The following is a 13,048-nucleotide window of genomic DNA, read 5'->3' on the forward strand; positions in this document are numbered from 1 at the left end:
GCATGACTACCTCACTCCCCCTCAGCCTGATCGCGGCTCACGCCGAGAACCGCGTGATCGGCATCGACAACTCCATGCCCTGGCACCTGCCTGGGGATTTCAAGTACTTCAAGGCCACCACCCTGGGCAAGCCGATCATCATGGGGCGCAAGACGTGGGACTCACTGGGTCGGCCGCTGCCTGGGCGGTTGAACATCGTGGTCAGCCGCCAGCCGGGCCTGGAGCTGGCCGGTGCCGAAGTGTTCGCATCGCTTGAGGCAGCACTGGTGCGGGCCGAGCAGTGGGCGCGTGAGCAGGGTGTCGATGAGCTGATGCTGATCGGTGGTGCGCAGCTGTATGGGCAGGCGTTGGAGAAGGGGCTGGTGAGCCGCATGTACCTGACCCGGGTCGAGCTATCGCCGCAAGGGGATGCGTGGTTCCCTGAGTTCGATGAGGCACAGTGGCAACGGGTGTCCAGTGAACCGCAAACTGAAGACGGGACGGCTTATCACTTTGAGGTTTGGGATAAGCGTTGAGGCAGGTTGGGGCTTGACGACAGGTGTTTGGTGTTGGTGAGATCGAGCGCCGCTCACGCGGCGCGTCGCGGATAAATCCGCTCCTACAGGCCATGGTTGCCTGCCTTGTTACACCTGTAGGAGCGGATTTATCCGCGATGCGCCGCGTGAGCGGCGCTCAACAATTGCGAATTCATCTCATCTTCTGCTAGCGTGCGCTCCTCTTGAGGCCCAGAGCCAGGACGTGCCGTGTCTTCATGGAACAAGCAGATCACCCGGCTGTTCACCGAGCAGAAAAAGGCGCTGGAAGCCTTTGTTGCCCGGCGTACCGGCAATGCCCAGGTGGCCGCTGACCTGACGCAGGAATCGTTCCTGCGCCTGGCGCGGCTGCCTGCCGACAAGCAGATCGACAACCTGCCAGCCTTTCTTTTCACCATCGCCAGCAACCTGGTGCGTGACCACCAGCGCCAGGCCATCCGCCGTGAGCGCATGGAGGGCGGTGAGCCGAGCGAAGATCTGGCCAGCGACGTGCAGGCTGCCGAAGACCAGCTGGCCGACCAGCAACAGCAGGCCCTGATGCAGGCGGCGATCCAGTCGCTGCCTGAGGCGACCCGGCATATCTTCCTGCTCTATCATGTCGACGGTTGCAGCTACCGCGAGATCGGCGAGCGCATGAATGTCACCCCGCGTAGCGTCGAGTACCAGCTGCGCCGTGCGCTGCTCGACTGCCGTGCCTTCATCAAGGCGCAACTGGCCGGGAGGCCGCGGCCATGAGTACCGATACCGAGAACCCGACCATCCCCATGAGCGAAATACCCGACAGCGAGCAGTTGTTCGCCGAAGCCACGGCCTGGTATTACCGCTTGCAGGCGGACGATGCTACCGCCGATGAGCATGAGGCGTTCGCCGCCTGGAAAGCCAAAGGCACGGACCGTGTGCAGGCCTGGGACGAAGTGATCGTGCTGTTGGGGGCGCTGCAGGCACCTGCCAGGGCAATTCGCCAACAACAGCACGATGCCTGGCGCAAGCCGGTGCGCTGGGCATGGCCAAAAGCAGTGGCGGCGGTTTTGCTACTTGGTTTTTTGTTTGCCCAAACGCCTTGGCTCGACCGTTGGCGCTCCGACTACGCCACCGTCACTGGTGAGGCCCGCAGCGTTCAGCTGGGCGATGGTTCGCGGCTGGAACTCAACACCGACAGTGCGGTGCAGGTTGAGATGCTCGCCAACGAACGGCGTGTCACGCTGCTGCGTGGCGAGGCCTGGTTTGACGTGGCGCGCAATCCTGACCGGCCTTTTGTGGTGCACGCAGGCGACGGCTGGGTGCGCGTTGTGGGCACCCGCTTCAGTGTTGAGCGGGCTGATGGGCAAACGCGTGTGCAGGTCGAGCAGGGCAAGGTCGAGGTCAACGCAGGCCAAGGCCCGGGCGTGTTTCTGGAGCCGGGGCAAGCTGTCGAATACAGTGCCAGTACCCTTGCTGCCGCGCATGCGTTCGAACCCGCCAGCGCATTTGCCTGGCGCCATCGCCAACTGGTGTTCAGCCAGCGCCCTTTGGCCGAAGTGGTGGATGAACTGAACCGCTACTGGCCGGGCCAGACGTTGGTGCTTGGGGATAACTTGCGAGCGCGCAAGGTGTCTGGCGTGTTTGAAATCGACAAACCCCAGGCAGTCATCAAGGCATTGACCCACACCTTGGGGCTGAGTGCGGAGCAATACACCCCCTACCTGCGCATCCTGCGCGAACGCTGAGCAAAAAAAATTCAGGAAAGTTTCAGGGTTTCCCCTAACACCGACGTCCTTGATGGGGTAGGCGCAAATAATAAGCACTCTCAGACAGTGCCGCGCTGTTCATCTGGATATGTTCGGGGGAGCTCTACCAATGAAAATCATCGCCACGCGAACCGCGCTTGGTTTGGCCATCGCCCTGGGTTGCGGCGCTAACGCAGTGTTTTTAACCACTCAGGCGTTCGCTGAGGCTCGTGCTTACCGCTTCAGTATCCCGGCGCAATCACTGGATTCGGCCCTGGCCGCCTTCAGTGCGGTGACGCGGGTGCAAGTGCTGGTACCTGGCGAGTTTACCCGTGGCCTGCGCTCCCCTGGCGTCAGCGGTAGTTATCCACAGGAGCAGGCCTTGGCACGGCTGCTCAGCGGCACCGGGCTGAGCGCCACCTACATTGATGGTGACAGCGTGACGCTGGAACGCGCCCGCAGTGCAGACGACACATCGCTGCAACTGGGTGCCACGCGGGTCGACAGTAAATCGTTGGGCGCAACCACCGAGGGTAGTGGTTCCTACACCACTGGCGCGCTGACCATTGGCAAAGGCGAGCAGAAGCTCAAAGACATCCCCCAGTCAGTCTCGGTAGTAACCCGCCAGCGGCTGGACGACCAGAACATGAACAGCCTGCAGGACGCCATGCGCCAGGTGACTGGGACTACCATCAAGGCCTACAACTCCGGCTCCAACCTTAACGATGTGTACATGCGCGGCTTCCTGGTCGACCAAGTGCAGGTCGATGGCGTATCCCAACGTACTGGCCAAGGCGACATGGCCACCAGTTTTGACTTGGCAATGTTCGACCGGGTTGAAGTGCTGCGGGGGCCTTCTGGCCTTTATCAAGGGGCAGGCGAGCCGGGCGGCACTATCAATCTCGTTCGCAAGCGTGCGCTTGGGCAGTTTGCACTCGCAGGGGAGCTGTCTGCCGGGAGCTACGACCGCTATCACTCCACGGTCGATGTCACCGGGCCGCTGAACGATGAGGGCACCTTGCGGGGGCGCTTTGTAACTGCCTACGAAAACAACCAGTCGTTCGTCGATTACGCACAGAACGAGCGGCCCATGATCTACGGGCGGCTTGAGTACGACATCACGCCCGCTACCACCCTTTCCCTGGGCGGTGCCTACCAACGTAACAACTCCACCCCGGCGTTCGGCCTGCCGGCATACGCCGACGGCAAGCTGCTTGATGTTAGCCGCTCGACCTTTGTCGACGCCAAATGGAACGAACTGGACGAGCGCCTATGGGAAAGCTTCTTCGAAGTCGACCACGCCCTGGAGGACGGTGGCCAGTTCAAGACCTCGCTGACCTACCGCGATGCTGAAACGCCAACCCGCAACTTCACCTGGAGCGATGACGCGGTCAACCCGCAAACGGGTGACAGTTGGGCAGTGGCATACGCCTATTACACGCACATCAAGAGCCTTGGGCTGGACAGCTTTGTCACGTTCCCGGCACAAGCGTTCGGGCGAGAACACGAGTTCACCGTAGGTGCGGAGTATCAGCACCTGGACAAGGACTTCACCTACGGCGGTGGTGAGTACTTCCCCATCAATGTGTTCGACCCGGGCAGCATCGACATCCCCAAGCGTGACTATGAGATGGTCAACGGCAACTGGTCGAAGTCCAACCAGTACGGCCTGTATGCGCGGGCGAAGATCAGTGCGACAGACTGGCTGGATGTGATCGTCGGCAGCCGGGTGAGCTGGTTCGACAGTGAAGCGCGTAACGAAAACCCGTTCTTCAACAACTTCACCCGTACCGACACCAATATTGACCGCAAGGTGATCCCGTACGCGGCGCTTGTGGCCAAGCTCACGCCCGAGTTGTCGGCCTATGCCAGCTATACCAGCATCTTCAAGCCACAGACCGAGGTGGATGCCGATGGTCAGCCGCTCGACCCGCGCAAAGGCAAGCAATATGAACTGGGTTTGAAACGCGAGTTTCTGGATGGCCGCCTCAATGGCAGCGTGGCGCTGTTTCGCATCTACGATGAAAACCGCGCACAGTCGGTCAGCCAGACGGCGTTCTACGAGGCCCAGGCCAAAGTGCGCAGCCAGGGGTGGGAAACCGAGCTTTCCGGCAACCTGACCGACAACTGGAGCATCAGCACGGGTTATGCCTTTACGATGCTCAAGTCGATGAGCGACGAAAACTACCAAGGCATCAGCATCACGCCCAAGCACAACTTCAACTTGTGGACACGCTACCAGTTCAGCGATGGGCCGCTGGCCGGGTTCAGCGTGGGTGGCGGGGTGCGCGTAGTCAGCGAAACGTACTACAAGCGCGATGTGGACTTTGTGCAGGGTGGCTATGCCGTGGCCACCGCGCAGGTCGGCTACCGCTTCAACAAGCACCTGAGCAGCACGCTGACGGCCAACAACCTGTTCGACCGCAAATATTACGAGCGTGTGGACAGCGCCTGGGGCTCGAACTTCTATGGCGAGCCGCGCAACCTGACGTTGACGCTGCGCGCGGCATACTGATTGACGCAATCCTTGTAGGAGCGGATTCATCCGCGAAACAGACCACGCGGTGGACGGCACCGGCTTCGCCGGTGTTCGCGGATAAATCCGCTCCTACAAGGGATGGAGTAACGTTTAGGTATGGCTTAGCTCGGCATGCTGATCACCCGCCAGCACATCCTTGTCGGTTTCTTTCAACAACTGGCTGGTCACCACGCCCGCGGTCATCGAACCGTTCACATTCAGCGCCGTACGGCCCATGTCGATCAGCGGTTCCACCGAAATCAGCAAGGCCACCAGCTCTACCGGCAAGCCCATGGCCGGCAGCACGATCAGTGCTGCGAAAGTTGCACCACCGCCAACGCCGGCCACACCTGCCGAACTCAGGGTAACAATAGCGACCAGGGTCGCGATCCACAGCGGGTCGAAGGTATCAATGCCCACGGCCGGCGCTACCATCACGGCCAGCATCGCCGGGTACAGGCCCGCGCAACCGTTTTGGCCAATGGTCGCCCCGAACGAAGCGCTGAAGCTGGCAATGGACTGCGGCACGCCCAGGCGGCGGGTTTGCGCCTCGATGTTCAGCGGGATGCTGGCAGCGCTTGAGCGGCTGGTGAAGGCAAAGGTCAGCACCGGCCATACCTTGCGGAAGAAGCGCAGCGGGCTGACGCCGGTGGCGGCGAGGATGATGCCGTGCACCACGAACATCAGGCCCAGGCCGATATACGACACCACCACGAAACTGCCCAGCTTGAGGATGTCGTCCAGGTTGGAACTGGCCACTACCTTGGTCATCAGTGCCAGCACGCCGTAGGGGGTGAGCTTCATTACCAGGCGCACCAGGCGCATGACCCAGGCCTGCAAAGTGTCGATGGCCGACAGGGCGCTGCGGCCTTTTTCGGCATCGTCCTTGATCAGTTGCAATGCAGCCAGGCCAACGAACACGGCAAAAATAACCACGCTGATGATCGAAGTCGGCTTGGCCCGCGCCAAGTCACCCACCGGGTTGCTGGGGATGAACGACAGCAACAGCTGCGGGATATTGAGGTCGGCAACCTTTCCGGCATAGTCGCTGTGGATGGCCTGCATGCGGGCGCTTTCCTGGGCGCCGGCCACCAAACCTTCGGCGCTGAGGCCGAACAAATTGGTCAGGGCGATGCCGATCAGCGCGGCGATGGCCGTGGTCAGCAGCAGGGTGCCGATGCTGAGCACACTGATGCGCCCGAGCGAGGACGCGTTGTGCAGGCGCGCCACGGCGCTGAGGATCGATGCGAAGATCAGCGGCATGACGATCATCTGCAGCAGGCCAACGTAGCCGTTGCCGACCAGGTCGAGCCAGCCGATGGTGGCTTTCAGCACGGGGTGGCCGGCGCCATAGATCGTGTGCAGTACCAAGCCGAACAGGACGCCCAGCACCAGGCCGAGCAGCACTTTTTTGGCCAGGGTCCAGTCGGTACGGCGGGTTTGCGCCAGGCCCAGCAGCAGGGCCAGGAACGCCAACAAGTTAAGGGACAGCGGCAGGTTCATTGAAGCTCCAGGAAAAAGCAGTAGAGGCATCGCCTCTGTGAGCGATTGCGAACGGAAATGCTAACAGCCTGAAAACAAACGAATTTATACCCAAAAGGCATTTGCATAGTCGTTTATGGAATAACGAACTGTCGGAAATAGCAATGAACACGGCGTTTAAACACGCGCAAAGGTCGTTGCCAGAGGCTGCCTTGAGGGGTTGATGGTCTAGCTTCTGACGACCTTTTCAGGAGATCCGCACATGAAGTTCGCTCCGAAAATGCTCGCCGCCGGGCTGTCGCTGCTGTTCAGTGTCGAAACCTTTGCCACCGAGCTCAAGCACTGGCCGCCTGAAGCCGCCCGGCAACTGGATGCCATGATTGCCGCCAATGCCCACAAAGGTAACTACGCGGTGTTCGACATGGACAACACCAGTTACCGCTTTGACCTTGAAGAAGCCTTGCTGCCCTTCATGGAGAACAAAGGGCTGCTTACCCGTGACAAGCTGGACCCCTCACTGAAGCTGATCCCGTTCAAGGACACCGCTGACCACAAGGAAAGCCTGTTCAGTTATTACTACCGCCTGTGCGAACTGGACGACATGGTGTGCTACCCGTGGGTAGCCCAGGTGTTCTCGGGCTTTACCCTCAAGGAGCTCAAAGCACAGGTCGACGAGATGATGGCGTCGCACAAGCTGATCTCAAGCACGTACTACGAAGGGGATCAGGTCAAATCCATCGAAGTTCAGCCCCCCAAGGTTTTCACCGGCCAGGCCGAGCTTTACAACAAGCTGATGGAAAACGGCATCGAGGTGTACGTGATTTCAGCGGCTTCCGAAGAACTGGTGCGCATGGTCGCCTCGGACCCGAAGTACGGCTACAACGTAAAGCCTGAAAACGTGATCGGCGTGAGCCTGCTGCTCAAGGACCGCAGCAGCGGGCAGTTGACCACCGCACGCAAACAGATCAGTGCAGGGCATTACGTTGCCAGCGCCAACGAGGGCATGGAGCTGACGCCTTACCTGTGGACCCCGGCCACCTGGATGGCGGGCAAGCAGGCGGCGATCCTTACCTACATTGATGAATGGAAAAAGCCCGTGCTGGTGGGCGGTGATACCCCGACCAGTGATGGCTACATGCAATTCCACGGTGTGGATGTGGGCAAGGGCGGCATCCACCTGTGGATAAACCGCAAGGCCAAGTACATGGATCAGCTGAACGGCATGATTGCCAAGAATGCGGCGGCGCAGGCCAAGGAAGGGTTGCCGGTGACAGCGGACAAGAATTGGGTGATTGTGACGCCGGAGCAGATTCAGTAGTTGTGCGGGCCTCATCGCGGATAAATCCGCTCCTACAGGTACAACACCGCCTGTAGGAGCGGATTTATCCGCGATGGCGCCGTTACAGGCATAAAAAACCGGCGCACCTGGCGCCGGTCTTCATTGCTGCGAAAGAGCCTTACAGCCCTTCCAGCATCGCCTTGTTACGCACAGCACCTTTGTCGGCACTGGTCGCCAGCAGCGCGTAAGCCTTCAGGGCAGTGGTCACCTTGCGAGGGCGAACTTCCGCCGGCTTCCAGCCTTTCTGGTCCTGCTCGACGCGGCGTGCAGCCAGCTCTTCATCGCTGACCAGCAGGTTGATCGAACGGTTGGGGATGTCGATCAACACCTTGTCACCGTCGCGCACCAGGCCAATGGCGCCGCCAGCAGCCGCTTCCGGCGAGGCGTGGCCGATAGACAGGCCCGAAGTGCCGCCCGAGAAGCGGCCATCGGTGAGCAGTGCGCACGCTTTGCCAAGGCCTTTGGACTTCAAGTACGACGTCGGGTAGAGCATTTCCTGCATGCCCGGGCCGCCTTTCGGGCCTTCGTAGCGGATGATCACGATGTCGCCAGCCTTCACTTCGTCGGCGAGGATGCCGCGCACGGCGCTGTCCTGGCTCTCGAAGATCTTGGCGCTGCCTTCGAACACGTGGATCGACTCATCGACACCAGCGGTTTTCACCACGCAGCCATCAAGGGCGATGTTGCCGTACAGCACGGCCAGCCCGCCTTCTTGCGAGTAGGCGTGCTCGAAGCTGCGGATGCAGCCGTTTTCACGGTCGTCGTCCAGGGTTTCCCAGCGCGTCGACTGGCTGAAGGCCGTTTGGGTCGGTATGCCGGCCGGGCCTGCCTTGAAGAAGGTGTGCACGGCTTCGTCATCGGTCTGGGTGATGTCCCACTTGGCGATGGCTTCTTCCATGCTGCGGCTGTGCACGGTCGGCAGGTCGGTATGCAGCAGGCCGCCACGGGCCAGCGAGCCGAGGATGCTGAAGATGCCGCCAGCGCGGTGGACGTCTTCCATGTGGTACTTCTGGATGTTCGGCGCCACTTTGCACAGCTGCGGTACTTTGCGTGACAGGCGGTCGATGTCACGCAGGTCGAATGCCACTTCACCTTCCTGAGCTGCTGCCAGCAGGTGCAGGATGGTGTTGGTCGAACCGCCCATGGCGATGTCGAGCATCATGGCGTTTTCGAATGCCTTGAAGTTGGCGATGCTGCGCGGCAATACCGACTCGTCGTTTTCGCCGTAGTAACGCTTGCACAGCTCGACAATGGTACGGCCAGCGGTCAGGAACAGCTGTTCGCGGTCGGCGTGAGTGGCCAGGGTCGAACCGTTGCCTGGCAGGGCAAGGCCCAGGGCTTCGGTCAGGCAGTTCATCGAGTTGGCGGTGAACATGCCGGAGCACGAACCGCAGGTCGGGCAAGCGCTGCGCTCGTACTCGGCGACTTTTTCGTCGCTGGCAGTGGAGTCGGCGGCGATGACCATGGCATCGACCAGGTCCAGGCCGTGGCTGGCCAGCTTGGTCTTGCCGGCTTCCATCGGGCCACCGGAAACGAAGATCACCGGAATGTTCAGGCGCAGGGCCGCCATCAGCATGCCGGGGGTGATCTTGTCGCAGTTGGAAATGCACACGATGGCGTCGGCGCAGTGGGCATTGACCATGTATTCCACGGCGTCGGCGATGATCTCGCGGCTCGGCAGGGAGTACAGCATGCCGTCATGGCCCATGGCGATGCCGTCGTCGACCGCGATGGTGTTGAACTCTTTTGCCACGCCACCGGCGCGTTCGATTTCGCGGGCAACCAGTTGGCCCAGGTCCTTCAGGTGCACGTGGCCCGGGACGAACTGGGTGAACGAGTTGGCGATAGCGATGATCGGCTTCTTGAAATCTTCGTCCTTCATGCCGGTGGCGCGCCACAGGGCACGGGCGCCGGCCATGTTGCGGCCTTGGGTCGAAGTCTTGGAACGATAATCAGGCATGAAACACTCCTGGCGGCTAAATCAGGTCACTAAAAGGGGAGTGAGCTTCTCTTGTCCTTTGTGCCGCAGGCCGGTTGCCACTGGCACGGATGAGGCCGAAACCGCGCGGGATCGCCGCGTGCTCGACCAGAGCTCATAAACCCGCCGGGGGATGACTGGCGATGAATAGGCCGATTCTACACCGCTGGCGCGTCGAGGGAATGCGGATGTGGGTGACTGAAAGGGGGATTGCGACAGGAAAGAGCTGCCGGGCCCCTCTTTTTAGCAGATATCAGCGCTTTGCCCTCAACTGGCAGGTATTGCCGGTCGCCACCTTGCGCTCTATGACGTGGGGCAGGCGCGGTAGAAAATTTACTTTCGACGTAGGCTAATACTGAAGATGCCCTAAGTGCGCCATTTTCGGATGACGTTGGTGTTTGGCCTTACTACTATCCCTGCGCCGCATGTGCGGCTCCACGAGACACGACTTCAATGGACCTTCCCAGTTTCAGTTCATCGCGAACCTGCAAATTGGCACTGAGCGCGCTGTCGCCAGGGCTTCCGAAGACTTGAGTCCGTGTGGCTGAGGTTTGCGGGTGCCCGTGTCGGCGCCTGGAGAACCTTATGCAACACATCCATGCAAGCTGCATCCACTGCAAGGCCGCCTATCCGGTCCCAGCCACGGGCGAGGCCATCGAACAGCTACGCCAGGAAGCCACCGAAGATTTCCACAAAGGTGCATCGATCACCAACCACGTCGGCAATCTCAGGGATGCCACGGTCAGCCTGCTATATCGCAAGCGCGTGTTGTGGTTGGTCCTGCTAGTGTTTGGCAACCTGTTTTCCGGGGCAGGTATCGCTGCTTTCGAAGATACCATCGCCGCACATATCGTGCTGGTGTTCTTCCTGCCGCTGCTGGTGGACAGTGGTGGTAACGCTGGCGCGCAGTCTGCAACCCTGATGGTACGCGGCCTGGCCACGGGGGAAGTGGTCATGGGCGACTGGTTGCGCCTGTTGGCGCGAGAATGCGCTGTCGCATTGGCACTGGGCGGCACCATGGCGGTAGCCGTTGCGTCGCTGGGAGTTTTGCGCGGCGGGGCGGATATTGCTCTGATCGTGGCCAGCAGCATGCTGGTGATCGTCTTGCTGGGTAGCCTGATCGGCATGAGCTTGCCGTTCATGTTTACCAAGTTGAGACTTGACCCAGCGACGGCAAGCGGCCCGCTGGTCACCTCAATTGCCGATGCGGCGGGCGTCCTGGTGTACTTCGGGATAGCTTCCTACGTATTGGGCTTGTGAAAAACAGGGGGCCGTCAAGCGGCCCCCTGTTTTCAGCGTTAGCTGTTTGGCAGCAACCGGCAGGTGATGCTCTTGATGTAACGCGTCTCGGCAATAGCCGGGTGTACCGGGTGATCCGGACCCTGGCCGCCGCGTTCAAGCAGTTGCAGGTTGCGGTCCAGGTGGCGGGCGCTGGTCAGCAGGATGTTGTTCAGGTCATCTTCCGGCAGGTGCATCGAGCACGAAGCGCTCACCAGAATGCCGTCCTTGGTCAGCATGCGCATGCACTGTTCGTTGAGGCGGCGGTAGGCCGCTTCGCCGTTTTTCAGGTCTTTTTTGCGCTTGATGAAGGCGGGTGGGTCGGCAATGATCACGTCGAAGCGCTCTTCGGCGGCTTTGAGCTCACGCAGCGCCTCAAACACGTCACCTTCGATGCAGGTCAGTTTCTCACTGATGCCGTTGAGCGCCGCGTTGCGTTCAACGCCATCCAGGGCAAAGCCCGAAGCATCCACGCAGAACACTTCACTGGCGCCGAATGCGCCAGCCTGCACGCCCCAGCCGCCGATGTAGCTGAACAGGTCGAGCACGCGCTTGCCTTTTGCATAAGGGGCCAGGCGCGCACGGTTCATGCGGTGGTCATAGAACCAGCCGGTTTTCTGGCCTTCGCGGACAGGGGCCTCGAATTTGACGCCGTTTTCTTCCAGCGGCACCCAATCCGGTACTTCGCCGTAAACGGTTTCGACGTAACGCTGCAGGCCTTCGGCATCGCGGGCGGACGAATCGTTCTTGAACAGGATGCCGCTTGGCTTGAGTACCTGAATCAGTGCTGCGATCACGTCGTCCTTGTGCTGTTCCATGGTGGCCGAGGCCAGTTGCACAACGAGGATATCGAAGAATCGGTCAACCACCAGGCCAGGCAGCAGGTCGGAATCACCGTACACCAGGCGGTAGCAAGGCTTGTCGAACAGGCGCTCGCGCAGGGACAGCGCTACGTTCAGGCGGTGCACCAGCAGCGACTTGTCCAGTGGCAGCTTGGCGTCGCGCGACAGCAGCCGGGCGCAGATCAGGTTGTTCGGGCTCAGTGCCACCACGCCCAGTGGCTTGCCGTTGGCAGCCTCGAGAATAGCCTGTTGGCCGGCCTGCAAGCCCTGCAGCGGGGTCGCGGCGACGTCGACTTCGTTGCTGTAGACCCACAGGTGGCCGGCGCGCAGGCGGCGGTCGGCATTGGCTTTAAGGCGAAGGCTGGGCAGGGACATGACGTCGCTCCGGGAAAAAAGAGCGGGAGTATAACCTGTTGGCCCGCAATTCGGTTCGGGCTGCGACAAAGCGCTGGCGCAGGCAACTGGGTTAGAATCCCCCGTCCTTAACGAGTAAGTACGCATGTCCCAAGAACTCAGCGCCGAACAGATCCAGCAAGCCTTGCAAGGCATTACCATTCCGCCGCAGCCGCAGATCATGGTCGACCTGCAGTTCGAGCAGTACATGCCCGACCCGGACCTGGAAACGATCGCCAAGCTGATTTCCCAGGACCCGGGCCTGTCGGGGGCCTTGCTCAAACTGGTCAATTCGCCGCATTTTGGCCTGTCGAACAAGATCGGCTCGATCCAGCGGGCCGTGAATTTGCTGGGCAGCCGTTCGATCATCAACCTGATCAACGCCCAGTCGATCAAGGGCGAGATGAGCGATGAGACCATCGTCACCCTCAACCGCTTCTGGGATACCGCCCAGGACGTGGCCATGACCTGCCTGACCCTGGCCAAGCGCACCGGCATTCAAGCGGCAGACGAGGCCTATACGCTTGGGTTGTTCCATGATTGCGGCGTGCCGTTGATGCTCAAGCGCTTCCCCGAGTACATGGATGTGCTGGAAGAAGCTTATGCCAAGGCCAATGCCGAAACCCGTGTGGTTGATACCGAGAACCGTGCCTTCAACACCAATCACTCGGTGGTCGGTTACTTCACCGCCAAGTCCTGGCGCTTGCCAGAGCACTTGAGCGCAGCCATTGCCAACCACCACAACGCCTTGGCGATTTTCCGCGAAGAGTCATCGCGCAATACCCAGAGCCAATTGAAGAACCTGCTGGCCGTACTGAAGATGGCGGAGCACATCTGCGCGTCCTATCGGGTGCTGGGCAATCAGAGTGTGGACCACGAATGGAACGCCGTCGGGCCACTGGTGCTCGACTACATCGGGTTGTCGGAGTACGACTTCGAAAACCTCAAACAGAACATTCGCGAGCTGGGCGGGCATTGA

10 protein-coding genes are annotated in these 13,048 nt (G+C 60.6%); 7 read left to right on the forward strand and 3 right to left on the reverse strand.

From position 1 onward, the window contains the following. Positions 1-2 precede the first annotated feature (2 nt). The 4 genes from PVV54_RS01280 (at position 3) to PVV54_RS01295 (ending at position 4,754) form a co-directional block, all read left to right on the forward strand. Entirely contained in the window at positions 3-515 is a 513-nt protein-coding gene (locus tag PVV54_RS01280; RefSeq protein WP_274908227.1) for a dihydrofolate reductase, read from the forward strand. A gap of 228 nt (positions 516-743) precedes the next feature. After that, on the forward strand, positions 744-1,268 hold the full coding sequence (locus tag PVV54_RS01285; RefSeq protein ID WP_274908228.1) for an RNA polymerase sigma factor: 525 nt from the start codon (positions 744-746) through the stop codon (positions 1,266-1,268). After that, positions 1,265-2,239, forward strand: a complete 975-nt coding sequence (locus PVV54_RS01290; protein WP_274908229.1) for a FecR family protein — start codon at positions 1,265-1,267, stop codon at positions 2,237-2,239. The genes PVV54_RS01285 and PVV54_RS01290 overlap by 4 nt, the downstream gene beginning before the upstream one ends. 130 nt (positions 2,240-2,369) lie before the next feature. Then, positions 2,370-4,754 carry a TonB-dependent siderophore receptor gene (locus tag PVV54_RS01295; RefSeq protein WP_274908230.1) on the forward strand — a complete coding sequence of 795 codons (2,385 nt, stop codon included), beginning with the start codon at positions 2,370-2,372 and terminating at the stop codon, positions 4,752-4,754. Between the two features lie 114 nt (positions 4,755-4,868). Here the strand turns inward: PVV54_RS01295 and PVV54_RS01300 are convergent, their stop codons facing one another. Next, entirely contained in the window at positions 4,869-6,260 is a 1,392-nt protein-coding gene (locus tag PVV54_RS01300) for an L-cystine transporter (protein ID WP_274908231.1), read from the reverse strand. 241 nt (positions 6,261-6,501) lie between these two features. Between PVV54_RS01300 and PVV54_RS01305 the strand changes: the two genes are divergently transcribed. After that, positions 6,502-7,557: a haloacid dehalogenase-like hydrolase gene (locus PVV54_RS01305; protein ID WP_274908232.1), complete on the forward strand. Its 1,056-nt coding sequence runs from the start codon at positions 6,502-6,504 to the stop codon at positions 7,555-7,557. A gap of 139 nt (positions 7,558-7,696) precedes the next feature. Here PVV54_RS01305 and ilvD read toward each other — a convergent pair whose 3' ends face one another. Then, positions 7,697-9,538: a dihydroxy-acid dehydratase gene (gene ilvD, locus PVV54_RS01310; protein WP_274908233.1), complete on the reverse strand. Its 1,842-nt coding sequence runs from the start codon at positions 9,536-9,538 to the stop codon at positions 7,697-7,699. A gap of 603 nt (positions 9,539-10,141) precedes the next feature. Here ilvD and PVV54_RS01315 point away from each other — a divergent pair. After that, positions 10,142-10,816 carry a magnesium transporter gene (locus tag PVV54_RS01315; RefSeq protein WP_274908234.1) on the forward strand — a complete coding sequence of 225 codons (675 nt, stop codon included), beginning with the start codon at positions 10,142-10,144 and terminating at the stop codon, positions 10,814-10,816. Positions 10,817-10,854: 38 nt separating this feature from the next. Here PVV54_RS01315 and PVV54_RS01320 read toward each other — a convergent pair whose 3' ends face one another. Next, positions 10,855-12,051, reverse strand: coding sequence for a class I SAM-dependent rRNA methyltransferase (locus PVV54_RS01320; RefSeq protein ID WP_274908235.1), 1,197 nt, complete (start codon positions 12,049-12,051; stop codon positions 10,855-10,857). 178 nt (positions 12,052-12,229) lie between these two features. Here PVV54_RS01320 and PVV54_RS01325 point away from each other — a divergent pair, with 178 nt between their 5' ends. Continuing rightward, a complete protein-coding gene (locus PVV54_RS01325) occupies positions 12,230-13,048 on the forward strand; it encodes an HDOD domain-containing protein (RefSeq protein ID WP_274910368.1) in 819 nt (272 codons plus the stop codon).

It is taken from the genome of Pseudomonas sp. PSKL.D1 (assembly GCF_028898945.1).
In the GTDB taxonomy this organism is placed as follows: Bacteria; Pseudomonadota; Gammaproteobacteria; order Pseudomonadales; family Pseudomonadaceae; genus Aquipseudomonas.